Below are 26739 nucleotides of genomic sequence, written 5' to 3'. Positions count from 1 at the left end.
ATCCATTCGTTATTCTTTGTGGGGCGGCGGTGCAAGAACCTCACGGTTCCCGTTATGCCCCTGTGCACTTACGACACCACTCATTTCCATTTGTTCAACCAAGCGCGCAGCCCGATTGTAACCAATTCTAAACTTACGCTGCACACTCGACACACTAGCTCGACGTGTTTCAGTAACAAACGCCACGGCTTCATCATAGAAGGCATCAAATTCTTGATCCTCACCCTCAGGCTGTTCGCCTGGCAGTAAGACTTCAGCCGTCGCTTCGCCATTCAGGATCTCATCAATGTATTCAGGCTCACCACGTTTCTGCCAGTCTGCAACTACAGCATGTACTTCGTGATCATCCACAAATGCACCGTGAACACGGGTTGGCACAGGGCTACCAGGAGGCAGATAAAGCATGTCACCCATCCCTAGCAAAGTTTCTGCGCCTTGTTGGTCTAGAATGGTTCTTGAGTCTATTTTACTAGAAACTTGGAATGCACAACGGGTTGGAATGTTGGCCTTGATCAGACCTGTAATAACATCTACAGATGGACGCTGTGTGGCAAGGATAAGATGGATGCCCGCAGCACGTGCTTTCTGCGCGATACGTGCAATAAGCTCTTCTACTTTTTTGCCCACTATCATCATCATGTCGGCAAATTCATCGACCACTACCACGATAGCAGGAAGTTTGGCTAAGTCAGGCGCTTCAGCATCCATACTTTCTTCATTCTTCCACAGTGGGTCCTTTATTGGTGTGCCATTAACAATAGCTTCTTCTACTTTCGCGTTATAGCCCTTTAGGTTACGCACGCCAAGAGCGCTCATTAGACGATAACGACGCTCCATCTCACCCACGCACCAACGAAGGGCATTGGCGGCTTCTTTCATGTCGGTAACCACTTCAGCAAGCAAGTGAGGTATGCCTTCATAAACGGAAAGCTCAAGCATTTTCGGGTCAATCATGATCATGCGAACATCTTCTGGCGTGCTCTTATAAAGCAAACTAAGAATCATAACGTTCACACCTACAGATTTACCTGAACCTGTAGTACCCGCAACCAAAAGGTGAGGCATTTTGGCTAAATCGACCACCACTGGCTGACCTGAAATATCAGCGCCCAACACCATGGTTAATGGTGATTTATTAGACTGAAAAGTATCGCAGCTAATAACTTCGCTCAGCCGCACCATTTCACGTTTTTTATTCGGCAGTTCTAAGCCAATTACTGACTTACCCGGAATAACTTCCACTACACGCACCGAGATAGCTGACATAGCGCGGGCTAAGTCTTTCGACAGTCCTGAGATCTTGCTCACTTTTACCCCAGGTGCTAAATCAAGCTCAAACCGGGTAATAACAGGGCCAGGGAACACGCCAACCACCGTCGCTTCAATGTTAAAGTCAGCCAGTTTTTCCTCTACCAAACGAGAAATACCTTCAATCTCTTCTGGCGTAAGCGGGTTTTCATGTTTGTCGGCACGTTCAAGTAAATCAAAGGACGGCATAGGTGGTAAATCAGGATCTAACTCACCTGCCCTCGCCTTCACGGGTTTGGCACCTAGTGCAGCAGGCGTAAATGCTTGGTTAGCACCTTGACTTGCTCCCTGAGTTTCAACAGTTTGCGACTGTAGCGTTTCCGTATTTGGTTCGCTACCTTCAACAGATGGCGCGCTGTTATTTGCAGAAGTTATTGGCTTGCTTCCAGTTTCGTAAGGCAAGTCTTCATCAAACTCTTCTAAGTCGTCGAAGTTAATATGCGGACTTTGCTGCGCTTGGTGTTTATGCTCATGTTGACTGCTATCATCTTCTGACTGAACTGAGTCATCTTGGCTCGATTTACCCAAACCCACTTTGTCTTTAAAGCTACCAGTAACCGCACTACGCATACCTGACAATGAGAACGACGACTTTTTCGTCTCAGCTGCATCTACATCTGCACTTGATGTCGCATCGTCTTCCTCGGCGTTGACAGTATCGTTGGGATTAGATTGAACAGACTTGTCTCCGTCATAGGTATAAAACGGCGGTTCATCATCTACATCGTCAATGCCAAAGGTAGGCTCACTGCGTGATGGCGTAGTTTTCTGTGTCTGTGATGGTTTTGTCTGTGCAGTAGAAGCCAAAGGTTCAGCGCGCATACTAGTAATATCTAGCTCTGCACCTTCGTCGCCACTTTGATTAGACGATTTGTTAGCTAGGGCTAGTCGCGGCATTTCGAATGCTAACAAACTCTGAGGCGCTGAAAGAGTCTTGCGTCCTAACCACAGCGTACCTTCACCTAACCTGTCGATAATAGTGAGCCAGCTAATACCCGTTAGTAAGGTAAAGCCCGTACAGAAGAAACAAAGAAGTAGCAAAATTGTGCCAGCGGTATTGAAGTAAGGCACTAGCGCTGAACTAATTACGTCGCCAACAAAACCGCCGGCTGAAAAGTTGTAGATGTCGTCAAAATTTATACTGGCGATGCCCGTTGCACCGAGGGCCATCAACAGCCCACCGATAATTCTTAATCCAATAGTAAGGTAATCGAATTCATCGAGTTCTTTAATGTGTTGGAATAGAAACCACCCTAAGAAGGCGGAGCCGAAAGGCAGCAAATACGCTAAAAAACCAAATGAGAATAGCAGAAGATCAGCGACCCACGCCCCTGTTGCTCCAACCCAGTTGTGAACGTCGAGTTGTAATCCAGCCTGACTCCAACCTGGGTCTCCTGGATGAAAAGATGCTAGTGCCAGCAATAAGAAGAAGGCGAAAACACAGGCGATAATCATACCTGCTTCCCACACTCGCTGAACCCCTGTTAATCGCGCCATAACCCTAAAAAACCTTCAATTTCCATCGCATGTATTACCGCAGATAACTTTTTACGCTATGCGGTAACCGCAGTACTAACCGCAACAAAGAGCTTAGCGAACTCTTTGCTATTCCTACATAATTATTATTGATTTACTTTTTGGTAAGTTACTGAGCGCACAACTGAATTAATACACCCATCCCCTACCCTGTGCTTTAGCGTGCTGTTAATCCTTTGGTAAAACACAAACACTGTATTTTTGCACAGCCTACCACAAAACCACGCTATTGAGCCACGCTTTCATTACTTCAAATTAATGCGCAGCGACGATGTACTTTTTACTTCTTCCATCACAACGTACGTCCGCGACTCACTCACTCCGGGCAAGCGCAGTAAAGTATCACCTAATAATTTCCTATAACTTCCCATATCTGCAACGCGTGCTTTAAGAAGGAAGTCAAAATCTCCGGACACCAGGTGACATTCTTGTATATCGTCATGCAGTTTTACCGCAGCAGAAAATTCTGCAAAGATATCTACCGATGTTTTCGTTAACGTAATCTCTACGAACACAAGCATAGCCGCGCCGAGCTTTTCTGGGTCAACGACAGCATGATATCCTTTTATATAGCCCTGAGCCTCCAGCCTCTTAACTCTCTCAAGACAAGGGCTGGGGCTTAATCCCACTTCTTTAGCAAGTTCGACGTTTGATATACGCCCGTTTTTCTGTAACTGTACCAGGATATTCCTGTCTATTCGGTCTAGGTGTTTTGGTGTCTTTACCAGCATATAAAATATCTTAAAAGCATCTTTTAGGAGAATTATATGCTACAAACGCCCATTCTTCAGCAGATAGTTCGTTTTTTTATCACGTATACTCCGCAAATATGTTCACGTGCTTCAAAGCCGAACACTATTTATCAAAAGTTCAACCAGAGCCGCTTAGAAGCTCAGTATAAGATTAAGGACTATACATGTTAGTTGGTGTACCAAAAGAAATTAAGAACCACGAATACCGTGTTGGCTTGACGCCAGCAGCTGTAAAAGAGTTTGTTAGCCACGGTCACAGTGTTTTAGTAGAAACTAACGCAGGTGACGCAATAGGTTTCACTAACGAAATGTATGTCGAAGCAGGCGCAGCCATTGCATCAACGGCTGAGCAAGTGTTTGCTGAAGTAGAAATGATCGTAAAAGTTAAAGAGCCTCAGCCTAACGAGTGCAAAATGCTTCGTAAAGGCCAGACACTATACACCTACCTACATTTAGCGCCTGATCCTACGCAAACAAAGCTGCTTGTGGAATCTGGTGCAACTTGTATCGCATATGAAACAGTGACTGACGACCGCGGTGGGCTTCCACTACTAGCACCAATGAGTGAAGTAGCTGGCCGTATGTCGGTTCAAGCTGGCGCGCACTACCTTGAAAAAGCACACGGCGGTAGCGGTACACTTCTTGGTGGCGTTCCGGGTGTAGCACCAGGTAAAGTACTGGTTATCGGCGGTGGTGTTGTTGGTACTAACGCAGCAAAAATGGCACTAGGCCTTGGTGCTGACGTTACTATTCTTGACCGCTCGCTTCCTCGCCTTCGTCAAATCGATGATATCTTTAACGGACAAGTAAAAACGGTTTACTCAACCGTTGACGCTATCGAGCACTACTCTTCAAAAGCTGACCTTGTTGTTGGTGCGGTACTAATTCCTGGTGCAGCAGCTCCGAAGCTTCTTACTCGCGAACAAATTAAGGCAATGAAACCTGGTTCAGTGCTTGTCGATGTTGCTATCGACCAAGGTGGATGTTTTGAAACATCGAAAGCGACCACACACCAAGACCCTGTTTATGTTGTTGACGATGTAGTTCACTACTGTGTTGCAAACATGCCTGGTGGCGTTGCGCGTACTTCTACAATGGCACTTAACAATGCCACATTGCCATTTGGTCTAGCCCTAGCTAACAAAGGCCCAGCGAAAGCTATGCTAGAAGACAAGCATTTGCTTAACGGCCTAAACGTGCACGAAGGTAAGGTAACTTACAAAGCTGTGGTTGACGCGCTAGGTGAAGAACTAGGCCTTACCTATACACCAGCTGAAGTAGCGCTTAAAGGCGAATAATTTCTAAAGATTAGTCTCGGGTAGGGCTGTGGCCATACCCTTGAATAAGAATATCGGAATAAAAAAGCTCGGTATGTGAACATCACATCCGAGCTTTTTTGTATTTGAAATAAGTCTAACCGTTTATTGATGCGTTTACTGCTTTCAGTACGGCAATAGGGTCTTCCGCTTTAGTGATAGGTCTTCCCATAACTAAATAGCTCACGCCAGCTTTCATAGCATCGGGAGGCGTCATGACGCGCTTTTGATCACCAGCATCTGCGCCTACTGGGCGAATACCTGGTGTAACTAGCAGAAAATCGTCGCTGTGTTTTTCGCGTAATGCGCTGGCTTCCTGCGCTGAGCAGACAATGCCGTCTAATCCTGCTTTTTCTGTTAGTGCCGCCAGACGCAGCACTTGTTGCTCTGGTGTCACACCGCTTACTACATCCGCCAACTGCGCTTCATCCATGCTGGTAAGAACGGTAACCGCAATAAGTTTAGTTTGAGGGTTGCTGCTTGTTGCAATCGCCTCTTTAGCTGCTTGCATCATAGGTAGGCCGCCCGATGCATGTACGTTTACCATCCATACACCCAGCTCCGCCGCTGCTCTACACGCTTTCGCTACAGTATTTGGAATGTCATGGAATTTGAGATCTAAGAAAACGTCAAAGCCTTTAGCGATTAGCGCTTTTACGAATTCCGGTCCAAATAAGGTGAACATCTCCTTGCCCACTTTTAGCTTGCACAAGCTTGAATCTAATTTATCAACAAACGCCAATGCAGTGTCTTTATTGTCATAGTCTAATGCAACAATAACGCGTGGGTCATGCATGTTCTTTTATTCTCCGTCTAGCCCTTTGATAGGTTTTACTACGCCCCACTTTTTACAGCTAGGACATAACCAATATAATTTTCGACCGGAAAAGCCACAGCTGCCACAGCGGTATTTAGGGCGCTGCAACATTTGCTTTTCCACCAATTCTTTAAGTAAGCGTAAGCTATCAGCCGTGGTTTTATCTGAAAGCTGGTCAATGTAAAGCCCCATAAGGGTTTTAAAGCCGCGCATAGTCGGGCGTTTGCGAAGTTGCTCAAGTAAGTATTCAGCCGCCTGTGCCGTTTCACCGCGCTTCATAAGCACATCAACCATGGCTAAATAGGACGTAGCACACTCTTGCCAGTGCGCTTCTAAGTTCTTCTGAAAACTTTCCCAGTCGTCAGTTTCTTCAGCAATTTTTTCCAAACTGGGTACCGCTTCGCTAAACCAGTTGATATCGCGTTCGGCCACTTGCGTAAAGTACGCGTTGGCATCAGTAAAGCGTTTTTGATCAAGCGCTATATCACCTAACATAAGCCACGGCCTAACCGCATGTTCGTCGGCGTTTACCGCTTTTTGTAATAAGGTCAATGCCGCCCCTTGGCTATCGTTCTTCAACTCAACCGATGCTTGTTCACAATAAAAGTGTGCAAGGCGTTCGCACAAATCATCATTGTCACCATGACACTGCACCATACGTTCGGCTAATTCTATGGCTCTTTCCCACTCTTTCGTGGTCTGGTAGATACTGAAAAGTTGCTGTTGAGCTACAAGGTAGTGTTTATCGCTGTTAAGCAGTTGAAGAAAAGCATTTTCAGCACGCTCTAGAAAGCCTGCTTGTGTGTAGTCGTGACCAAGCTCCCTCAGTGCATTTTCTCGTTGGGCAGGTTGAAGCTCATCGCGGCTAACTAAATTCTGGTGGACTTTAATTGCGCGGTCTATTTCACCTCGGTGACGGAAAAAACTCCCCATCGCGATATGCGTCTCTACTGTGTCGCTATTCACGTTAATCATTTTGATTAGCGTATCGACTGCTTTATCAGGTTGGTCTGAGAGAAGGAAGTTTAGCCCCTTGTAATAATGCTTAGATAGAATGCTAGACTGCTTTCGCTGCGCTTGACGGACACTATTTCGGCCCATTATCCAGCCGTAACCTGCCGCAACAGGCAAAAGGAGAAACAGCAGTTCGAGCATTAGTGTTCTTGTTCCAGACTCTGTATTTTAGACTGCGCAGACATCAGCTGAACACGTAATTTTAGCCAGCTCATTAGCATTACCAAAATTCCGATACCAACGCCAATTGAAAGTGTTATCGCTATTAACGTCGATAAGCGAAGATTCGCCTGAGCAATTAAATAATTAACTGTTACTTGTGCTTCATTTTGTGAGCCAATGACAAACGCGATCGCGAGCAGCACCAAAATGATAAGAAACGTTAGGATCCCTTTCAACACTCAACCCTTTTTTGTTGATTTATTTACAAGAATAGCAAAATGCGAAAAGAGATAACACTAAAAGCGTAAGTGAAATGATGTTATACCAATCCGCATAGATATTTGCCCACTCAGAAGGCTCTGGCATTAAGCCGCGCCTTCGCTTTCTAGATCCTGACGTTGGGGTTTGGCAATAAGATTGTCTACCACTAAATCGTGGTGAAGGGCTGACATATTAGTAATAAAAATACAGTGTGTATAACCCGCCTGCATCGTTTCGAGCTTGTCATACATGGCTTTGTCTAGCTTTGATAGCTGGGCAAGACGCTTCTTAGTTAACGGCGTTATCGCACCGTGACACCGGATAGCGGTGACATCTGTGGCGCTGAGATGTATTTTTTCTTCATCTAACTGAGTTTTTATCTGTGTTCGCAACTTAGAAAAAAGGAAGTCGCGTTCTTTTATATACACTAAGCGGCTGTCGCTCTTTCTAACGCAGTGAACCACTAACGCTTGTTCAGATGTTTCTTTGAACATCGCCTCTAGAATTTGTGACTTGGGCTTAGCCTGCCCTTTGTCTGCAAAAAAGCCGTGCAGTGGGATAATATTTTGAGTGCGCGAAAAAGGATAAAGGTCATCAGATGCGTCACTTTGATACACCGTTTTGAGCCTGTCTAACGTAAAGCGGTTCATCACACATAGTACCGATAAAGACGGCATATGCCTAACCGCCAATTCCCAGATATAACGGTGAGTTGAGCGTTGAATACGCGCAATATCTCTTACTTTGAAATACGCGGTATTTTCTTCAACCATATGATCGACGCTCGAGCTCACTTTAGCCTTACGTGTATCTTCAACAAGGCACAACCTCACCACGCCCGTTTCCGCTTGGTAGTGCACAACCTTATATTTTTCACCTTTAATTTTCAGTTCCGGTACTGAAACACGAATTTCCTTTTGTAGCTCACTTTTCGGTGCAACAATTAACTTCATTCCACTTGCACTTAAATCAGCAACCCGCGCATCAATCGATGTCAGCAGTCCAACTTTAATAGAGGCAGGTTTATCAATAACGTAACGTGTCTCACTGCGTCTATCTAAATCCTCTTCCATTACATAATCAATTCGCCAATTATTGCCGCTAGCCCTCAAGGTTTTTGACAAGGGTTTGAAATCGCATTTTGCTGAAAGAGTCAGATTAGTAAGATAAGCAGACACGTCTTTACAGTAAAGAACATGGGAGATCTGCGCCAGTTGCTCAAATTCTTTACTGGCAATATCGTGAATAGCAAACGCTTTTTGTTTATCTTCTCGCGTCACGCTATCAAGTCGACAATGGGTACAGATGAAGTCGCCACTTTTGGCAAGAAGATAAACCAACGCGTTAAGCTGTTTTAATGCTAGCAGTTGTCTATGCGTCGCTGTTATTTGAACGTTACCATTTTTGGTTTTGATGTTGCCATGAAAGACATATGCTTCATTATACTTGCGTAGCTCGTCAACTAACGTCGCGAAGATAGGCTTATCTTGTAGGCTAGCCAAGAGTTTTTCGGCGTCGTTATGCTCGACATTGGCTTTGGTAAACAGGGCAATAATGGGCTTAAGCGACTTCTTCTCTGGCGCGAGAAACACGGGCAACCACGGGCTATTTTCAAGTATTCGGTCGCGTTCTAGTTCTTGCATGGCGCGTTCTATTTCTAAATCACGCTGCAAAGGCTGTTTATACGCGGTAATCGCTACATATCGTTTAAGGGTTGCAAGAAAGCCTTTATCCACGTCGTCTTGAAAAACAAACGATGTCTCATACTTCCCTAAGTGCTTGTTGTATTTTACCGACTCTAGTTCAAGCGTTATTTCAGTCGGTTCTTTAGTAAGTCCTTTAACTTCAGGAATAGTGAACGTAATAATGTCACCAGTAGAAGCGTTCGGTGGCCTTTTCGTTTCAAGAGCAATGCCTTTGTGTGACATCGAACTGATTGAACAATGACGGCCTTTCTCAAAATCGGGGGAAGAAATAGTAAAGTTTGGACGAATTGCGATGTCATCGCCGAAATCTATATCAGTAAACGATTGGCTTTCAACATTAAAAGCATCGACAATTTTTTTGAACTGTTCTTTTTTTATTTGGTTTTGGTAGAAGTCTGAGTTCATTACTGACTCAAACACGCCTACCGTATATCTGTCTTGATAAAGCGATGTTTCGTTTTTGAGTATCTGCGCGCCGACTTTATCAAGGCGCATTTGAACCCCGAAGTGCTTGAATTTCATGACGGGGAATTGAGCAAAGGCAGAGTTATCAGCAGGAGCGTCGGTTAACGACGTTAATCGAACAACCTCCTCTTTTACTACTTTTCGAACACTACTAGGTAGACGCTTCGAAAACTTGTTAATTCCTTCTAACAGCTTGTTTTGTTGTTCATAAGGAATTAACGCGCGAATGAGCGGCTGATATTGTTTTATTATTGCTTGTTCGTCGCCGGCTGACATTACTTCTATGAATACCGTTTATTATTATTTGAACAATATATAACCCTATTCGAGTTGGGGTCAATAGGTATCAAAAATTAAACGAAAGTATATCAGCAATAACGAGTGCCTTATTTTAGCTAAGGCAAATAAACTATTGAATTTTGCTAAATAACAATAAGGCAGCAGACACAAAAAAGCCGCTTTTCAGCGGCTTTTAAAATGCATTATGCGATTGAGGCGTCTACCCTTTCGCGAAGCTCTTTACCAGGCTTAAAGTGCGGTACATATTTACCGTCAAGTTTCACTGTCTCACCCGTTTTTGGGTTTCTACCTACGCGTGGAGCGCGGTAGTGAAGAGAGAAACTGCCAAAACCTCTAATTTCAATACGCTCACCCTTTTGAAGAGTTTGTGCCATTTGCTCTAGAAGTTCTTTTATCGCTAGTTCGAGTTCCTTCGCCGGAATATGACGCGCTTGATCCGCGAGCCGTTCAATTAATTCAGACTTGGTCATGCTTAACCTCATTGTCAATATTATTGTTTAAACAGCTATCGCGAATTGGGTGTGCATCTGCACACCCACAAAAGCATTATTCGCCTTTAGCAGCTTTAAATGCTTCTGCCATCGCGTTAGCGAAACCAACATCTTCTTGCTGGTTAACTTTATCGATAGCTTCTTTTTCGTCAGCCTGATCTTTCGCTTTAACAGATAGGTTAACAGTGCGGTTCTTACGGTCAACGCCCATGAACTTCGCTTCGATGCTATCACCAACGCTTGCTACTTCTGTTGCGTCTTCAACACGCTCTACAGCAAGATCTGCAACGCGGATGTAGCCGTCAACTTCTTCAGCTAGGTTTACAGTAACGCCTTTCGCATCAACTGCTGTTACTGTACCAGTAACGATAGCACCTTTCTTGTTATCTGTCAGATACTTGTTGAAAGGATCTTCTTCGATTTGCTTAACGCCAAGAGAGATACGCTCACGCTCTGGGTCGACTTGAAGTACAACTGCAGAGATTTCGTCGCCTTTCTTGTAGTCGCGAACCGCGTCTTCACCAGACTTGTTCCAGCTGATGTCAGAAAGGTGAACTAGACCGTCGATGCCGCCGTCAAGACCGATGAAGATACCGAAGTCAGTGATTGACTTGATCTTACCAGACACTTTGTCACCTTTTTCGTGTGACTCAGCAAATGTTTCCCAAGGGTTAGCAATGCACTGCTTAAGACCTAGAGAAATACGACGACGCTCTTCGTCAATTTCAAGAACCATTACATCTACAGTGTCACCTAGGTTAACAACTTTAGATGGGTGGATGTTCTTGTTAGTCCAATCCATTTCAGAAACGTGTACAAGACCTTCAACGCCGTCTTCGATTTCAACGAAGCAGCCGTAGTCAGTAAGGTTAGTAACCTGACCGTTGATCTTAGTACCTTCTGGGTAACGAGAAGCAATTTCTTGCCATGGATCGTTGCCCATTTGCTTCATGCCAAGAGAAACACGCTGCTTCTCTTTGTCGAACTTAAGTACTTTAACGTTGATTTCGTCACCAACATTCACGATTTCACTTGGGTGCTTAACGCGCTTCCAAGCCATGTCAGTGATGTGTAGAAGACCGTCTACGCCACCAAGGTCAACGAACGCACCGTAATCGGTAAGGTTCTTAACGATACCCTTGATTTCATGACCTTCTTCAAGGTTAGCAAGAAGCGTTTCGCGCTCTGCGCTGCTTTCTGCTTCGATAACTGCACGACGAGAAACAACAACGTTGTTACGCTTAGCGTCAAGCTTGATAACTTTAAATTCAAGCTCTTTGCCTTCAAGGTGCGTAGTGTCACGTACCGGACGTACGTCAACAAGAGAACCAGGAAGGAACGCGCGTACACTGTTAACTTCAACAGTGAAACCGCCTTTAACTTTACCGTTGATAACGCCTTTGATAGTAGCTTTATCTTCGTAAGCTTTTTCCAGCTCAACCCACGCTTCGTGACGCTTCGCTTTTTCGCGAGAAAGGATAGTTTCACCGAAACCATCTTCAACTGCATCTAGTGCTACGTCTACTTGGTCACCGATAGCGATTTCTAGTTCGCCTTCAGCGTTTTTGAATTGGTCAGCTGGGATAGCACTTTCTGATTTCAAGCCTGCATCAACAAGAACGATGTCTTTGTCGATAGAAACAACAGTACCTTTTACAATTGAACCAGGACGTGTTTCTAGTTCTTGTAAGCTTTCTTCAAAAAGTTGTGCAAAATTTTCAGTCATAAGTCTCAAATAACTTTTAAGTTGATATCCACGCTTCTTATCCGGATAACGCGGGGTTATTAAAATTAGTCGCCACTTCCTGTAGCAACACTGCTTTGGATGCGATCAGCTCTCGTCATTAAAGGCGTGAGGAAATAATATCCATCGCTTTTTCAAAGACTTGGTCAATATCCAAGTCCGTTGAATCTATAATTACTGCATCTTGTGCCGGTACCAAAGGAGCCACTGCACGCTGTGTATCGCGCTCGTCTCTTGCCTTGATATCGGTTAAAAGGCGCGCAATATTAACATCCATGCCCTTTGCTTTCAACTGGCTATAGCGGCGTTCTGCACGGGCTTCTGCGCTTGCTGTAAGAAAAATCTTTACAGGCGCTTCGGGAAATACCACTGTACCCATGTCGCGACCGTCGGCAACAAGACCAGGATCTTGTTGGAAAGCACGCTGTCTGCGAAGTAGTGCTTCGCGAACCCGGGGTAATGCCGCAACTTTTGACGCCACGGCGCCAACTTCTTCGGTGCGAATATCGTCAGTAACGTCTTCGCCTTCTAAGATTATGCGAGTGCTATCGCCATTCGTCTCGAAACTAACATCAAGACCGGTTGCTAGAGGAACAACACATTCTTCATCATCACACGGAAGGTCGTGGTGAAGTGCAGCAACTGCTAATACGCGGTAAATTGCGCCGCTATCTAGAAAGTGCCACCCTAATTTCTTTGCCAGCAAGCTACTTAACGTACCTTTACCAGCACCACTAGGACCGTCAACCGTGACTACGGGTGTGGAATGCATACCTGCTCCATCGTTTAAATTACTAAAAATCGCGCGCAATTATACGCTTTAGTGAGAGATAAGCAATGCCGCCTCTAATTGGCGGCATTGAACATCAGGTTTAACCTGATTCAGATCAATGGGGCAAGTAAGGCGATTACCGGCATTGCCTACCATTATTTATGAGGAATATTTTTTGAGCCTTTACGCGCTATACAGTGTTTTAAAGCGGGTAAAGTAGTCTGGGAACGTTTTGCGCGTGCAGCCCGGGTCGTTTATTGTTACCGGCGTATCGCTTAACGCAACAAGCGAGAAGCACATGGCAATGCGATGGTCGTTATACGTGTCTATCTCAGCATGTTTTAGCGAGTCAGTCGGCCACACTTTAATATAGTCATGCCCTTCTTCCACTTTCGCACCCAACTTTTGAAGCTCGGTGGCCATAGCCGCAAGACGATCTGTTTCCTTAACACGCCAGTTATAAATATTGGTCATGGTCGTTGGACCTTCAGCAAACAATGCCGTAGTCGCGATGGTCATGGCCGCATCTGGAATATGGTTCATATCCATGTTCACGCCTTTAAGCGGCGCACCCGTTATTTCAACATACTCATCGTTCCAAACCACCGTTGCACCCATGGCCTCAAGTACATCAGCAAAACGAATGTCACCTTGAATGCTGTTCTGGCCAATTCCGGTTACGCGTACCGTTCCACCTTTAATGGCACCGGCTGCAAGGAAGTAAGATGCTGACGATGCATCGCCTTCTACCATAAATTTACCCGGCGCAATATACTTAGCGTCACCAGAAATCGTGAACGTTTGGTAGTTATCATTTTTAACAGTAACGCCAAACTTCGCCATGGTATCTAACGTGATATCGATATAGGGTTTAGAGACCAACTCACCTTTTATTCGTATAGTCACATCACCTGAAAATAATGGGGCAGCCATTAAAAGCGCAGTCAAGAATTGGCTAGATACGCTGCCGTCTACCGACATTTCACCGCCGTTTAAAGTCTTACCTTTAACTTGTAGCGGCGGGTAACCTTCATTTTTAAGGTAAGTTACTTCAGCATCGGCTTCGCGCAGCGCATCGACTAAGTCGCCAATTGGGCGCTCTTCCATACGCGGCTCACCGGTAAGTACTGTGTCGACATTACTAGCAGCAAGTGCCGCGCACAAAGGTCGCATTGCTGTACCGGCATTGCCTAGGAAAAGCTCTAAGGGCTCAGCTACGTTGAACGCGCCACCGTTACCTTGTACAACACATTGCGTTTTGTCTTCGCTCAAGCGATAGTTAATGCCTAATTTAGTGAGTGCATTTAACATGTGCTCAATATCTTCGCTATCAAGCAAGTTAGTTAATTCAGTTTCACCTTCAGCTAACGCGGCTAGCAGTAGTGCGCGGTTAGACAGACTTTTTGAGCCAGGTACATTGACCTCTCCCGATACTTTTGCAATCGGGTCTAATGTTAACTGCTCCATTTTATCCATTCACTCTTTCAAATTCGCGCATAAATTCAACTAGCGCAACAATGCCCTCTACTGGCATTGCATTATAAATACTGGCACGCATGCCCCCTACTGAACGATGCCCTTTAAGAGCAAGTAACCCTGCTTCTTGTGACTGTTTAAGGAACAATCCGTCAAGTTCAGCATTGGCTAAATGAAACGGCACGTTCATTTTTGAACGGTTGTCAGGGTGAACTTTACTTGAATAGAAGTCAGAGCTGTCGATAGCTGAATACAATAACGCCGCTTTTTCAGCATTGCGTTTAGCCATAGCGTCAACGCCGCCCATATCTTTAAGCCATTCAAATACAAGCCCCGCTAAGTACCAAGAGAACGTTGGCGGTGTGTTGTACATAGAGTCAGACTTTGCCGCTAGTGCATAATCGAAGATAGAGGGCGTTTCTTTACGTGCTTTGCCAACCAGGTCTTCGCGAACAATAACAACTGATAAGCCGCTTGGGCCGATATTCTTTTGTGCGCCAGCGTATATAACGCCATGTTTTGCTACATCTAACGGCTGAGACAATATAGTCGAAGACATATCAGAAACAAGCGGAACCTTGCCCGACTCTGGTAGCCAATCAAAAGCTATTCCGTCAACGGTTTCATTTGGACAGAAATGGTAATACGCGGCAGATTGATCAATATCGCTCAACTGAGGCTGCGCAACGTAGTGACAGCCGTCTTTTTCAGACACTTCACCCACCACTTTGGCGTGGTTGTATTTGTTTGCTTCGTCAACGGCACCTTTAGACCAAGAACCGCTGACTAAGTGAAGACTGGTATCGTTAGCGTTGGATAAGTTGAGCGGTACAGCGGCAAATTGCCCACGCCCACCACCGTGCGTGAACAGCACATGGTAGTTGGAAGGAATGGACAATAAATCTCGCAAATCTTGCTCAGCTTTTGCCGCTATTTCAATGAAGTCTTTACCACGATGGCTTACTTCCATTACAGAGCAGCCTAGATCGCGCCAATTTGTAAATTCTGATTGTGCTTTTTCCATGACTTCTTTTGGAAGCATAGCCGGGCCAGCACTAAAATTAAAAACCTCTTTCATCGCGTTTTTCAACACCTGTAGATAATTACCGTTTAACTCGCTTTTTTTTGAACGTTTTGCGGGTCTATTAGGTAAACAAGCGGCTTAAGCCGCTTGTTTGAAAGAACACTGATAATGCGCAAGTATGAATACCTGCGCCCTATCCCTACTCTTCTGTCGTTGAGCCGTCACCGTCTTCTGCGGTGTTCTCTTGCTCTTGAACAGCAGTTTCTGCTTGTTCTGGCGCATCGTCTGAAATGATTAGGTTACCGTCTTCGTCGAATTCTTGTAACTCTTCCACTTCTTCAATGCGTTGTAACCCTACAACGTGCTCACCTTCTACTGTACGTATTAAGCGAACGCCTTGTGTGTTACGGCCTACTACTGACACTTCGCCTACACGGGTACGAACCAGTGTGCCTTGGTCACTAATAAGCATAATTTCATTGGTTTCGTCTACTTGAACCGCGCCAACCACTTTACCATTACGCTCAGACACCTTAATTGATACAACACCTTGTGTCGCACGGCTCTTCGCAGGGTAATCTTCAAGCGGAGTACGCTTACCGAAACCATTCTCTGTTGCTGTCAGGATTGGGCCGTCGCCTTTAGGAACAATAAGTGATACCACTTTTTGACCATCTTGCAGACGAATACCGCGAACACCTGTGGCTGTTCTTCCCATAGGACGAAGTGCCAGAAGCTCTTCACCCGTCTCTGGGTCACGCTTAACTTCACCGGTTTCGCTGTCGCGAAGCTTCTCGTTGAAGCGAACCACTTTACCTGCATCAGAGAACAACATAATGTCGTCATCACCGTGAGTGATATCAACACCAATCAGCTCATCACCTTCGTTCAGGTTAACGGCGATAATACCGCTTGAACGTGGGCGAGAATATAGGCTCAGGTCAGTCTTTTTAACCGTACCGTTTGCCGTCGCCATCAGTACAAACTTGCCTTCCTCAAACTCTTTAATAGGAAGAATAGCAGTAATACGTTCGTTTTCTTCAAGCGGTAGAATGTTAACAATTGGGCGTCCGCGCGCGTTACGGCTAGCAAACGGCAACTGATATACTTTCAACCAGTACAAACGACCACGGGTTGAGAAGCAAAGTATGTGATCGTGGGTATTCGCTACCAATAATCTTTCGATGAAATCTTCATCTTTCATCTTGGTTGCTGATTTACCACGGCCACCACGACGCTGTGCTTCGTAGTCTGTAAGTTTTTGATATTTCACATAACCTTCGCGAGAAAGCGTTACTACAACATCTTCTTGCTCTATAAGATCTTCAATATCAATATCGTGACTTGCTGCCGTAATTTCAGTTCGACGCTCATCACCAAATTCATCACGTACTTTCTCAAGTTCTTCTTGAATCACTTCCATCAAACGCTCTGGGCTGTTTAGGATGTGAAGAAGTTCAGCGATGATCTCTAGAAGTTGCTTGTACTCTTCTAGAATTTTCTCGTGCTCAAGACCTGTTAGCTTGTGTAAGCGAAGGTCAAGAATAGCTTGCGCTTGCTGTTCTGTCAGGTAGTACTTGCCGTCGCGAATACCAAATTCTGGCATTAGCCAATCAGGGCGTGCAGCGTCATCGCCTGCGCGCTCAAGCATTTGCGCTACATCACCTAAGTCCCAACCTTGTGCTACAAGCGATTTCTTGGCGTCTGCTGGGCTTTGTGACGCTTTAATCAACTCGATAATCGGGTCGATGTTCGCAAGCGCTATCGCCAAACCTTCAAGAATGTGAGCGCGGTCACGGGCTTTACGTAATTCAAAAACCGTACGACGTGTTACTACTTCACGGCGGTGAAGAATAAAGCATTCTAGCGTTTCTTTAAGGTTGAATACCTTAGGCTGACCGTTATCAAGCGCAACCATGTTAATACCGAATACCGTTTGAAGCTGGGTATTCGCGTATAAATGATTAAGTAGGACTTCGGCAGATTCGTTGCGTTTAACTTCGATAACAATGCGCATACCGTCTTTATCAGACTCGTCTCGCAGTGCAGAAACGCCTTCGATGCGCTTTTCTTTTACCAGTTCAGCAATCTTTTCAATAAGACGCGCTTTGTTAACCTGGTAAGGGATCTCGTTAACAACAATGGTTTCTTTACCGTTGCTGTCAGTTTCAATTTCCGCCTTAGCACGAAGATAAATTTTACCGCGACCTGTGCGATACGCATCTTCAATTCCCTTGCGCCCGCTGATCATAGCTGCCGTTGGGAAATCTGGACCTGGGATGTGTGTCATCAAGTCGTCGATGGTAATAGACGGATCTTGAATTAACGCTACGCAGCCGTTGATCACTTCGGTGAGGTTATGTGGCGGAATATTCGTCGCCATACCAACCGCAATACCCGATGAGCCGTTAACAAGAAGGTTAGGCACCTTCGTTGGTAATACTTCAGGAATATGCTCTGTACCATCGTAGTTAGGTACGAAATCTACGGTCTCTTTATCTAAATCGGCAAGTAACTCGTGCGCAATTTTAGCCATGCGAACTTCGGTATAACGCATCGCAGCAGCAGAGTCGCCGTCTACCGATCCGAAGTTACCTTGACCGTCTACTAGCATATAGCGAAGTGAGAACGGTTGGGCCATACGAACAATAGTGTCGTAAACTGCAGAGTCACCGTGAGGGTGATATTTACCAATTACGTCACCTACCACACGGGCAGATTTTTTGTATGGCTTGTTAAAGTCGTTTTTCAGTTCGTTCATTGCGAACAGCACACGACGGTGCACTGGCTTCAAGCCATCTCTTACGTCAGGCAAGGCTCGCCCGACAATAACGCTCATCGCGTAATCAAGGTAAGAGTTCTTTAACTCTTCCTCAATATTAACGGGGAGGATTTCTTTAGCGTTATCAGACATAAACTGCTTAATCCCTTTATCTTGGTTTGTTCTGCGTTATCCAGCACTTCGCTTCACATCATTGTGAAAACAAGGCGTGGGAGCGCACTGTTATTATTATGTGGGTCATAATCGTGCTTCGAGTGTACCACTTGATGACAGAATTATGTAGCGCTTAATTACGCTTATTAATCAACTAAAAGGCAAGCGATTATTTTTCGTTCGACCCTTCTTATAATTTGTCTATTTCTGTTTAAAAACAGTGAAACACAACCTCGATTTACGATATCTTAAAAAGAGATAGATTAAGGATTGTTTTACTCATGACGAACGTCGATCAACAAGAAATCAATAAGTTCTCTGAACTCGCTTCACGCTGGTGGGATCCAGAAGGCGAATTTAAGCCATTGCACCTTATTAACCCACTTCGCTTAGACTTCATTAATCAACACAGTGAAGGCCTGTTTGACAAAAAGGTCGTCGATATTGGCTGTGGTGGCGGTATTTTAGCAGAGTCTATGGCGTGTGCAGGCGCGACGGTAACCGGCTTGGATATGGCTGAAGCCTCGTTAGAAGTAGCGAAGCTGCACGGTTTAGAATCAGGGGTAAAAGTTGACTACGTATGTTCAACTGCCGAAGCATTCGCAGAAGCAAATGCGGGACAGTTCGACGTGGTAACCTGTATGGAAATGTTAGAGCATGTACCCGACCCGGCTTCTGTTGTATTGGCCTGTGCTAAGTTGGTTAAGCCTGGTGGCCATGTTTTCTTTTCTACGCTTAACCGAAACCTAAAGTCTTATCTGATGGGGATCGTAGGAGCGGAATATATCCTTAAACTGGTTCCAAAAGGCACCCACGATCACAGTAAGTTCATCAAACCATCTGAACTTATGGCGATGACCGATAATGCTGGTTTGCTGCCTCGAGATATGACAGGTCTACACATGGACCCAATTTCTCAAGGCTTTTATCTTTCTGCGAATAATGTCGACGTTAACTACTTACTATATACAGTAGCGCAAAATTAATTTAACACTATATATTGGGTTGCGGCGATATTTTAAACACCATATATCGTGTTTATATAAAAACTATTTTCTAAGAATAAATTAATTTTTATGTCGAAGAAATAATTAAAAATGCTTGCAATCCAGATATTTTACGCTTGTAGAACGCTAAAAAGTTAGTTGTTACTAACATAAATTTCATGCCAGATTGAGTGCTTGAAATACCACCAGATATTGGGTTGCATTAAGACTAAAACCTCACTATCTTGTGTTTAATTCAGCACGTGATCCCAATGCAGATTTTCTGGGATCGCACAGATCGCTAACGAGATTATGGCAATGCCATATGAAGTGTGTGACATCAACCTCGCTGAAAATATAAATGCAGTGAAAAAATTAAATGAGCAGTCTCTACTTTGTACTTTCGGTATTGGTTTAGGCCGCTTTCGTGTGTGTTGTTATCTGGCGTGAGCCGATGGTGATAATGTCACTCACACTCAATAAATTAAAAATGAAAATGGGCATTACATAGCCCACGCATCAAGCGCTAACAGACAAACGGCCAGTAACATGAACAACAACTTATTAGTCACCAAACGCAACGGTGAAAAAGAGTCCATCGACTTAGAGAAAATCCACAAAGTCGTGACATGGGCAGCCAAAGGACTTAAAAACGTTTCAGTTTCACAAGTTGAAATCAAGGCACAAATCCAGTTTTATGACGGTATCAATACTAGCGAGATCCATGAAACCCTGATCAAATCAGCGGCAGATCTTATTTCTACCGATGCGCCAGATTATCAATACCTAGCTGCGCGCTTGGCCATTTTCCACCTTCGCAAAAAAGCCTATGGTCAATTTGAGCCGCCTGCCCTACTTGAGCATGTAGGTAAGATGGTTGATATGGGCAAATACGATAAGCACTTGCTTGAAGACTACACGCCTGAAGAATTTGCTGAAATGGACTCGTATATCGACCATTGGCGAGACATGAACTTCAGCTACGCTGCAGTTAAACAGCTTGAAGGTAAATACCTGGTTCAAAACCGAGTTACAGGTGAAATCTACGAAAGTGCACAGTTCCTATATATCTTAGTGGCGGCATGCCTTTTCGCAAATTACGATAAAGCGACGCGTATGGACTACATCCGCCGCTTCTATGATGCCGCTTCAACATTCAAGCTGTCATTGCCTACACCTATTATGGCTGGCGTACGTACGCCTACTCGCCAGTTTAGCTCATGTGTACTTATCGAAACCGGCGATAGCTTAGACTCAATCAATGCAACGGCAAGTGCCATTGTTAAATACGTAAGCCAGCGTGCGGGTATCGGTGTAAACGCAGGCCGTATTCGCGCACTAGGTAGCCCTATTCGCGGCGGTGAAGCATTCCATACGGGTTGTATTCCGTTCTACAAATACTTCCAAACAGCCGTTAAAAGCTGTTCACAAGGTGGTGTTCGTGGTGGCGCTGCTACGCTGTTCTACCCTATTTGGCATATGGAAGTTGAATCACTGTTAGTGCTTAAGAACAACCGTGGTGTTGAAGAAAACCGTGTACGTCATCTAGATTACGGCGTTCAGTTCAACAAACTAATGTACCAGCGCATGATGAAAGACGGCTATATCTCACTATTTAGCCCATCTGACGTTCCAGGTCTTTACGATGCTTTCTTCGCTGACCAAGAGAAGTTTGAAGAGCTATACGTTAAATACGAAAACGACGACAGCATCCGCAAAAAGCAAATTAAAGCCATGGAGCTATTCAGCTTGTTCATGCAAGAGCGTGCAAGCACAGGTCGTATTTATCTACAAAACGTTGACCACTGTAATACGCACAGCCCGTTTAACCCAGAAGTTGCGCCAGTTCGTCAGAGCAACCTGTGCCTTGAAATTGCGCTACCTACTAAGCCGCTTCAGCACGTTAATGATGAGAACGGTGAAATTGCACTATGTACGCTGTCAGCGTTTAACTTAGGTGCGATTAAGTCACTGGACGAGTTTGAAGAGCTGTCTGACCTTGCAGTACGTGCGCTAGATAACCTGCTTGATTACCAGGACTACCCCGTTCCTGCTGCATATAACGCTACAATGGGACGTCGTACGCTAGGTGTCGGTGTTATCAACTTTGCATACTACCTTGCTAAAAATGGCGTTAAATATTCTGATCACAGCGCGAACGGTCTAGTTCACCGCACATTCGAAGCAATGCAGTACTATCTACTAAAAGCGTCGAACAATCTTGCGAAAGAAAAAGGTGCGTGTCCTAAGTTTAACGAAACCACCTATTCTCAAGGCATCATGCCAATTGATAGCTATAAGAAAGATCTTGATAGCGTATGTAATGAACCACTTCACTACGACTGGGATGCACTTCGTGAAGAAATCAAAACTCACGGTTTGCGTAACTCTACGCTGTCAGCATTAATGCCGTCAGAGACGTCTTCTCAGATTTCTAACGCGACAAACGGCATTGAGCCACCGCGTGGTTTTATCAGCATTAAGTCGAGCAAAGATGGTGTACTTAAGCAAGTTGTACCTGAGTACGAAACGCTAAGAGACCAATACGAGCTACTTTGGGATATTCCTTCAAACGATGGTTACCTACAACTTGTTGGTATCATGCAGAAGTTTATCGACCAAACTATCTCAGCGAATACCAACTACGATCCAAGCCGTTACGAAGGTAACAAGGTACCAATGAAGCTTCTTCTTAAGGATCTTCTTACTACGTATAAACTGGGCGTTAAAACACTTTACTATCATAACACTCGCGACGGCGCGTCAGACACATCTGCTCTCGATGCTAAAGCGAGCGAGCCTATGCCACGTCAAGAAGAAGTGGTTGTAGAGGAAGATGATGATTGTGCAGGTGGTGCGTGTAAGATTTAGAACACGCCCCCTGTTTAAATGGCAAATGCATAAAAGGAGTTAACTGCATTTGCCATTAACGTTTCGCAGCAAGAACACAAACAATAATACGCGTTAATCATTAAGTTTTTAGTTAGGCCATCATGAAATACACTACGTTTAATCAGCAAAGTACTAATCCATTGATCGAGCCGATGTTTTTCGGTAACCCCGTAAACGTTGCACGCTACGACCAGCAAAAGCATGCCATATTCGAAAAGCTTATTGAGAAGCAAATTAGCTTTTTTTGGCGCCCTGAAGAAGTTGACGTTTCTCGCGACCGTGTTGATTTCCAAAAATTGACCGACCCAGAAAAGCACATCTTTATTTCAAACCTTAAGTACCAAACCCTGTTAGATTCGGTGCAAGGCCGTAGCCCGAACATCGCGTTCTTGCCTATTATTTCATTACCAGAGTTAGAAACTTGGGTTGAAACATGGTCTTTCTTCGAGACTATTCACTCACGTTCGTATACTCATATTTTGAGAAACTTGTTCTCAGACCCAAGCGAAATATTCGAAGATATCGTAGTGAATGACGAAATTAAGCGACGTGCTGCTGATATTTCTAAATATTACGATGATCTCATTTTCGCCACTCAGCTTTGGCAGACACAGGGTGAAGGCGTACATACAGTGAATGGTGTTGCACACACTATCAACATGTATGAGCTTAAGAAGAAGCTTTACCTATGCATGAACTCGGTGAACGCACTGGAAGCAATCCGTTTCTACGTGTCTTTTGCCTGCACATTCGCTTTCGCTGAGCGGAAGCTGATGGAAGGTAATTCTAAGATTATTCGTTTGATTGCCCGTGACGAGAATCTGCACTTATCTTCAACACAGCATATCCTTAATTTGTGGGCTAAGGGTAAAGATGACCCTGAAATGGCGCAAATTGCAGAAGAGTGTAAAGAAGAAGCGCGCGCTATCTTCATGAACGCTGTTGAGCAAGAAAAGCAGTGGGCTGACTACTTGTTCCAAAACGGCTCAATGATTGGTTTGAATAAAGAAATTCTTTGCCAGTACGTTGAGTACATTGCGAATCAACGTATGTCTGCTATTGGTCTAGACACCCCGTTCGAGATAAGCAGTAATCCACTTCCATGGATGAATAACTATTTGAATTCAGACAACGTGCAAGTGGCACCTCAAGAGTCTGAAATCAGCTCTTATCTTGTTGGTCAAATCGACTCTGCCGTGAGCGAAGACGACTTTGCTGATTTTGAGCTGTAAAACTACAGCTTGATGAGCAGCAACGATAAATCACTCCGCATCGACGTTGTCGATGTGGGGGCGATTATTTCCCCTTCTGATTCCACTATCTTAAACGCCCTTGAAGCAGCGGACGTTCATATTCACTACCATTGTCGTGAAGGCTTTTGTGGTGCATGCCGCACAAAGCTAATTGAAGGCGAAGTTGAGTACACCACAGATCCCCTCGCCTTCATTGACGACGATGAAATTCTTCCTTGTTGTTGCGTGGCTAAATGCCCGCTAAAAATAAAAGTACCGCTGTAAAATCTTCATTCATCGTTCTCACTATCACTCTCACAGTGTTTCTGCGCGTTAGAGTAATCCACTTCAATAGTTTTACGTAGCAACTTAACACTAATCAAACGTAAGGATAATGTTATGAGCGAAGTTTCTGGAAAAGTTGTCATCATTACAGGTGCAAGTAGCGGGCTTGGAGAAGCAACGGCGAAAATGCTTGCGGATAAAGGTGCTAAATTAGTGTTGGGCGCCCGCCGTGAAGACCGTCTTAAAAAACTTGTAGATGAAATTGAATCTTCAGGTGGCCAAGCTACTTATCAAACGGTAGATGTCACGAAAAAGGATGAAGTCAAGGCGCTTGCGAAAGCGGCCATAGATGCCTATGGGCGTATTGACGTGCTCGTCAACAATGCTGGTCTTATGCCACTCGCTCCGCTTGACGAGATGAAAGTTGACGAGTGGGATCAGATGATAGATGTAAACATAAAAGGCGTTATGTATGGAGTAGCAGCTGTATTAGGACAAATGCGAGAGCAAAAAAGCGGGCATATTATCAATCTTTCCTCTGTGGCAGGTCATGTTGTGTTCCCTAGAGCAACGGTTTATTGCGCAACTAAATTCGCTGTTAAAGCAATAAGTGAAGGCATTCGCAGAGAGTCAAATGGTGAAATTCGCTCTACCAACATCTCACCTGGTGCAGTGGCGACAGAACTTACTGACCACATTTCTCACAAAGACTCAAAGCAAATGGCAGATGATATGTATGACGATGCTATAGATGCAGATGCTATTGCACGTGCAGTAACGTTTGCCATAGAGCAGCCTGGCGACGTAGACATAAACGAAATGATCATCAGACCTACCCGTCAGGAACTCTAATACAGCTCATTTCTAACGTAATGGTATAGATTGGCCATCTAATAATTAAGCCTGCAAAAGCAGGCTTAATTTATTTCTGAATCTAAAGTACTTTTTCGATGGCATACAATTCTTCATCGATGACCTGTAAGCGAGATGCAACAACGGCTCTCGCGTCGTTTACGCCTTTATTATAAAACGATGCGCCCATTTCTTTACTAATGAAGTCCAGAAGAAATTCTCCGTCAAATTGACCAAGTTCCACGCTTAATTCATCATCAAAATATCGTTGCAGTTTAGCGACTAGCGCGTCTTTTTCCTCACGGGTAAATGCAATATCACTCATTGTCATCCTTCATTTGTCACTTATAAAATGTCACGTTCTTTGTGTTAGACTCAACTATCGTTTTTCTTGCTCGTTAGCAATTATAAACGTTTTAACGTTAACACGCCGCACGCCTAATTTTAGATTTTTTTAGCATGTAGACTCGGCCTGGTATGATTTTCGTATACACCTTGTAGGCTTCTCTATTTTTAATTGCTGATTGTCTAAAAACAGTTATTTTAATGCAGAGTCTACATGCCCTTTTGTTCAAAGCACTAGCGCAATAGTTTGCGTAGATAATTACATCAAAATGGGGCATCGCTTTCACGTAATTTGCGAGGTTAACAATGAAAGTTCTACCTATTATCGGAATAACAACCGTACTAGCAGCAAATAGTTTACCTGCTTGCGCCAACCCTAACCCTCATAAAGATAAATCACTCCCTCCGGGTATAGAGAAGAAGTATGAACGAACAGGTGAATTACCGCCGGGTTGGGAAAAAAAGCTAGCCGTTGGAAATCGTTTAGATCGTGATATTTACAACCATGCCCGCATCATTGTGCCTTTGGGAGAAGACGGGTTAGTAACAGTTCGCATTGAAAACAAAGTGGTACGCCTTATTCAAGCCACAAGGGAAATTGTAGAGATTTTAGATTAAGCCTGCTCATAGCTGAAAGAGAGCTTCTGATATGGAGCTCTTAGCTCACTTTTACTTATGGCTTACTATCAACATTTGAAAATTGACTTGCCCTCACTCGACAGTAGTATCTGGAATCAACCATAGTTTTTTAGTTGGGTAGCCATCATGTTATCCCTGCAACACATCACGCAGGATATACTAGAGCCAGTTATTCTTTGTTGTACATCAAGACTCAACAATCCCCAACTTAATGACTTGTTTAACACTTCTATAATAATGGCGGCGTTTCATTTTCTATGATGAAAGTACAAACGGCCCCAATTGCAATAAAGAAATCAGGAACAAAAAATGGCAGCTAACGCACTGTTTAAGCCTTACTCAAAGGGCAACTTATCGTTAACCAACCGAATTGTTATGGCCCCCATGACTCGTCAATTTTCGCCTAACGGCGTACCTACCAACGATGTAGCTGGTTACTATAAACGCCGAGCTCAAGGTGGCACAGGTTTGATTATCACCGAGGGCACTACAGTAAACGATAAGGTAGCTACGATGGATGCAAATATCCCTCAATTCCATGGCGATGAAGCGCTAGCCGGTTGGAAAAATGTGGTAGATGAAGTTCACAGTGTCGGTGGGAAAATTATGCCTCAACTATGGCACGTGGGTATGGCGAGGGTAGCGGAAAAAGCGCCTTATCCTGAACTTCCAAGTGCAGGGCCTTCAGGTTTATTCAAACCAGGAAAACAGGGCGCTGAACCTATGACCGTTGAACACATTGAATCCGTGATTACTGCCTTTGCACAAGCAGCAGCAGATGCCAAAACTATCGGTATGGATGGAATTGAGATTCACGGTGCTCATGGTTATCTAATCGACCAGTTCTTCTGGGAAGGCACAAACCAGCGAACTGACAGTTGGGGCGGTAACATGGAAAATCGTGGACGATTTGCGGTTGAAATAATTAAAGCCATACGTGATGCAACCGGTCCCGATTTTCCGATCGTACTGCGCTATTCGCAGTGGAAACAACAAGATTACACCGCTCGTTTAGCGCACACGCCCCAAGAACTAGAACAGTTTCTTCTTCCGCTAAGTGAAGCTGGTGTAGATGTTTTTCATTGTTCTCAGCGCCGCTATTGGGAAAACGAATTTGAAGGCAGTGATTTAAACCTTGCAGGCTGGACGAAAAAATTAACTGGAAAGCCCACCATAACGGTAGGTTCAGTTGGGCTAAATGACGACTTTTTCGGCGCATTCAAAGGGCAAGATTCCAGCACTCGCTCAGTCGATGATTTACTTGAACGTTTAGACGCTGGCGAATTTGATCTGGTTGCTGTAGGAAGAGCGTTACTACAAGATCCGAACTGGGCAAACAAAATAAAAGAAAACCGCACCAACGAACTAGAGCAATACTCTGGTAAAGCGTTAGCAACGCTGTCTTAAGCCCGATTAAATTAAGCACTAG

General features: G+C 44.5%; 21 protein-coding genes. 8 read left to right on the top strand and 13 right to left on the bottom strand.

Annotation, left to right across the window (positions count from 1 at the left end):
* Nucleotides 1-9 precede the first annotated feature (9 nt).
* The gene (locus MHM87_RS19945) at nt 10-2805 is read right to left on the bottom strand and encodes a DNA translocase FtsK (protein ID WP_239257485.1); all 2796 of its coding nucleotides are present in this window, start codon (nt 2803-2805) and stop codon (nt 10-12) included.
* 284 nt (nt 2806-3089) lie between these two features.
* Nucleotides 3090-3575 (bottom strand): leucine-responsive transcriptional regulator Lrp, encoded by a 486-nt coding sequence (gene lrp, locus MHM87_RS00315; RefSeq protein WP_014949635.1) that lies wholly within the window; start codon nt 3573-3575, stop codon nt 3090-3092.
* Between the two features lie 185 nt (nt 3576-3760).
* Here lrp and ald point away from each other — a divergent pair, with 185 nt between their 5' ends.
* A complete protein-coding gene (ald, locus tag MHM87_RS00310) occupies nt 3761-4894 on the top strand; it encodes an alanine dehydrogenase (protein WP_239257484.1) in 1134 nt (377 codons plus the stop codon).
* A gap of 115 nt (nt 4895-5009) precedes the next feature.
* Here ald and pyrF read toward each other — a convergent pair whose 3' ends face one another.
* The 10 genes from pyrF to gyrA all read right to left on the bottom strand — a co-directional run bounded on the left by pyrF (nt 5010) and on the right by gyrA (nt 18058).
* The gene (gene pyrF / locus MHM87_RS00305; RefSeq protein ID WP_014949637.1) at nt 5010-5708 is read right to left on the bottom strand and encodes an orotidine-5'-phosphate decarboxylase; all 699 of its coding nucleotides are present in this window, start codon (nt 5706-5708) and stop codon (nt 5010-5012) included.
* Between the two features lie 6 nt (nt 5709-5714).
* A complete protein-coding gene (gene lapB / locus MHM87_RS00300) occupies nt 5715-6884 on the bottom strand; it encodes a lipopolysaccharide assembly protein LapB (RefSeq protein ID WP_014949638.1) in 1170 nt (389 codons plus the stop codon).
* Nucleotides 6884-7141, bottom strand: a complete 258-nt coding sequence (locus MHM87_RS00295) for a lipopolysaccharide assembly protein LapA domain-containing protein (protein ID WP_014949639.1) — start codon at nt 7139-7141, stop codon at nt 6884-6886. Before MHM87_RS00295 ends, lapB begins: the two co-directional genes overlap by 1 nt.
* 129 nt (nt 7142-7270) lie before the next feature.
* Entirely contained in the window at nt 7271-9613 is a 2343-nt protein-coding gene (locus tag MHM87_RS00290; protein ID WP_014949640.1) for a PilZ domain-containing protein, read from the bottom strand.
* A gap of 206 nt (nt 9614-9819) precedes the next feature.
* Complete coding sequence (gene ihfB / locus MHM87_RS00285) at nt 9820-10107, bottom strand: integration host factor subunit beta (RefSeq protein WP_014949641.1); 288 nt, start codon at nt 10105-10107, stop codon at nt 9820-9822.
* Nucleotides 10108-10183: 76 nt separating this feature from the next.
* Entirely contained in the window at nt 10184-11854 is a 1671-nt protein-coding gene (gene rpsA / locus MHM87_RS00280) for a 30S ribosomal protein S1 (protein WP_014949642.1), read from the bottom strand.
* 118 nt (nt 11855-11972) lie between these two features.
* Nucleotides 11973-12644, bottom strand: coding sequence for a (d)CMP kinase (gene cmk / locus MHM87_RS00275; protein ID WP_039227644.1), 672 nt, complete (start codon nt 12642-12644; stop codon nt 11973-11975).
* A 183-nt stretch (nt 12645-12827) separates the two neighbouring features.
* On the bottom strand, nt 12828-14111 hold the full coding sequence (gene aroA / locus MHM87_RS00270) for a 3-phosphoshikimate 1-carboxyvinyltransferase (RefSeq protein ID WP_239257483.1): 1284 nt from the start codon (nt 14109-14111) through the stop codon (nt 12828-12830).
* A 1-nt stretch (nt 14112) separates the two neighbouring features.
* Entirely contained in the window at nt 14113-15198 is a 1086-nt protein-coding gene (gene serC / locus MHM87_RS00265) for a 3-phosphoserine/phosphohydroxythreonine transaminase (RefSeq protein WP_014949645.1), read from the bottom strand.
* Nucleotides 15199-15343: 145 nt separating this feature from the next.
* The gene (gene gyrA / locus MHM87_RS00260; protein ID WP_014949646.1) at nt 15344-18058 is read right to left on the bottom strand and encodes a DNA topoisomerase (ATP-hydrolyzing) subunit A; all 2715 of its coding nucleotides are present in this window, start codon (nt 18056-18058) and stop codon (nt 15344-15346) included.
* 302 nt (nt 18059-18360) lie between these two features.
* On the opposite strand from gyrA, the gene ubiG reads away from it, so the two are divergent.
* The 5 genes from ubiG (at nt 18361) to MHM87_RS00235 (ending at nt 24326) form a co-directional block, all read left to right on the top strand.
* Entirely contained in the window at nt 18361-19065 is a 705-nt protein-coding gene (gene ubiG, locus MHM87_RS00255) for a bifunctional 2-polyprenyl-6-hydroxyphenol methylase/3-demethylubiquinol 3-O-methyltransferase UbiG (protein WP_239257482.1), read from the top strand.
* 549 nt (nt 19066-19614) lie between these two features.
* Nucleotides 19615-21936 (top strand): class 1a ribonucleoside-diphosphate reductase subunit alpha, encoded by a 2322-nt coding sequence (gene nrdA, locus MHM87_RS00250; RefSeq protein ID WP_014949648.1) that lies wholly within the window; start codon nt 19615-19617, stop codon nt 21934-21936.
* Between the two features lie 122 nt (nt 21937-22058).
* Nucleotides 22059-23189 (top strand): class Ia ribonucleoside-diphosphate reductase subunit beta, encoded by a 1131-nt coding sequence (gene nrdB / locus MHM87_RS00245; protein WP_014949649.1) that lies wholly within the window; start codon nt 22059-22061, stop codon nt 23187-23189.
* 12 nt (nt 23190-23201) lie between these two features.
* Complete coding sequence (gene yfaE, locus MHM87_RS00240) at nt 23202-23474, top strand: class I ribonucleotide reductase maintenance protein YfaE (RefSeq protein ID WP_014949650.1); 273 nt, start codon at nt 23202-23204, stop codon at nt 23472-23474.
* Nucleotides 23475-23588: 114 nt separating this feature from the next.
* The gene (locus tag MHM87_RS00235) at nt 23589-24326 is read left to right on the top strand and encodes an SDR family oxidoreductase (protein WP_239257481.1); all 738 of its coding nucleotides are present in this window, start codon (nt 23589-23591) and stop codon (nt 24324-24326) included.
* Nucleotides 24327-24408: 82 nt separating this feature from the next.
* Here the strand turns inward: MHM87_RS00235 and MHM87_RS00230 are convergent, their stop codons facing one another.
* The gene (locus tag MHM87_RS00230) at nt 24409-24651 is read right to left on the bottom strand and encodes a DUF2164 domain-containing protein (protein WP_014949652.1); all 243 of its coding nucleotides are present in this window, start codon (nt 24649-24651) and stop codon (nt 24409-24411) included.
* A gap of 326 nt (nt 24652-24977) precedes the next feature.
* Here MHM87_RS00230 and MHM87_RS00225 point away from each other — a divergent pair, with 326 nt between their 5' ends.
* Entirely contained in the window at nt 24978-25289 is a 312-nt protein-coding gene (locus MHM87_RS00225) for a hypothetical protein (RefSeq protein WP_014976674.1), read from the top strand.
* A 330-nt stretch (nt 25290-25619) separates the two neighbouring features.
* On the top strand, nt 25620-26717 hold the full coding sequence (locus MHM87_RS00220; protein WP_014949654.1) for an NADH:flavin oxidoreductase: 1098 nt from the start codon (nt 25620-25622) through the stop codon (nt 26715-26717).
* Nucleotides 26718-26739 lie beyond the last annotated feature (22 nt).

It is taken from the genome of Alteromonas sp. Cnat3-28 (genome assembly GCF_022348265.1).
Classification (GTDB): domain Bacteria; phylum Pseudomonadota; class Gammaproteobacteria; order Enterobacterales; family Alteromonadaceae; genus Alteromonas; species Alteromonas macleodii.
Note: the sequence above shows the minus strand (reverse complement) of the source record. Positions and strands in the feature narration are given on the sequence as shown.

Bases quoted from the DNA above. Each gene is read 5' to 3' on its own strand.
- MHM87_RS19945 (WP_239257485.1), bottom strand. From the start codon at position 2,805: ATGGCGCGATTAACAGGGGTTCAGCGAGTGTGGGAAGCAGGTATGATT.
- lrp (WP_014949635.1), bottom strand. From the start codon at position 3,575: ATGCTGGTAAAGACACCAAAACACCTAGACCGAATAGACAGGAATATC.
- ald (WP_239257484.1), top strand. From the start codon at position 3,761: ATGTTAGTTGGTGTACCAAAAGAAATTAAGAACCACGAATACCGTGTT.
- pyrF (WP_014949637.1), bottom strand. From the start codon at position 5,708: ATGCATGACCCACGCGTTATTGTTGCATTAGACTATGACAATAAAGAC.
- lapB (WP_014949638.1), bottom strand. From the start codon at position 6,884: ATGCTCGAACTGCTGTTTCTCCTTTTGCCTGTTGCGGCAGGTTACGGC.
- MHM87_RS00290 (WP_014949640.1), bottom strand. From the start codon at position 9,613: ATGTCAGCCGGCGACGAACAAGCAATAATAAAACAATATCAGCCGCTC.
- ihfB (WP_014949641.1), bottom strand. From the start codon at position 10,107: ATGACCAAGTCTGAATTAATTGAACGGCTCGCGGATCAAGCGCGTCAT.
- rpsA (WP_014949642.1), bottom strand. From the start codon at position 11,854: ATGACTGAAAATTTTGCACAACTTTTTGAAGAAAGCTTACAAGAACTA.
- cmk (WP_039227644.1), bottom strand. From the start codon at position 12,644: ATGCATTCCACACCCGTAGTCACGGTTGACGGTCCTAGTGGTGCTGGT.
- aroA (WP_239257483.1), bottom strand. From the start codon at position 14,111: ATGGAGCAGTTAACATTAGACCCGATTGCAAAAGTATCGGGAGAGGTC.
- serC (WP_014949645.1), bottom strand. From the start codon at position 15,198: ATGAAAGAGGTTTTTAATTTTAGTGCTGGCCCGGCTATGCTTCCAAAA.
- gyrA (WP_014949646.1), bottom strand. From the start codon at position 18,058: ATGTCTGATAACGCTAAAGAAATCCTCCCCGTTAATATTGAGGAAGAG.
- ubiG (WP_239257482.1), top strand. From the start codon at position 18,361: ATGACGAACGTCGATCAACAAGAAATCAATAAGTTCTCTGAACTCGCT.
- nrdA (WP_014949648.1), top strand. From the start codon at position 19,615: ATGAACAACAACTTATTAGTCACCAAACGCAACGGTGAAAAAGAGTCC.
- nrdB (WP_014949649.1), top strand. From the start codon at position 22,059: ATGAAATACACTACGTTTAATCAGCAAAGTACTAATCCATTGATCGAG.
- yfaE (WP_014949650.1), top strand. From the start codon at position 23,202: ATGAGCAGCAACGATAAATCACTCCGCATCGACGTTGTCGATGTGGGG.
- MHM87_RS00235 (WP_239257481.1), top strand. From the start codon at position 23,589: ATGAGCGAAGTTTCTGGAAAAGTTGTCATCATTACAGGTGCAAGTAGC.
- MHM87_RS00230 (WP_014949652.1), bottom strand. From the start codon at position 24,651: ATGAGTGATATTGCATTTACCCGTGAGGAAAAAGACGCGCTAGTCGCT.
- MHM87_RS00225 (WP_014976674.1), top strand. From the start codon at position 24,978: ATGAAAGTTCTACCTATTATCGGAATAACAACCGTACTAGCAGCAAAT.
- MHM87_RS00220 (WP_014949654.1), top strand. From the start codon at position 25,620: ATGGCAGCTAACGCACTGTTTAAGCCTTACTCAAAGGGCAACTTATCG.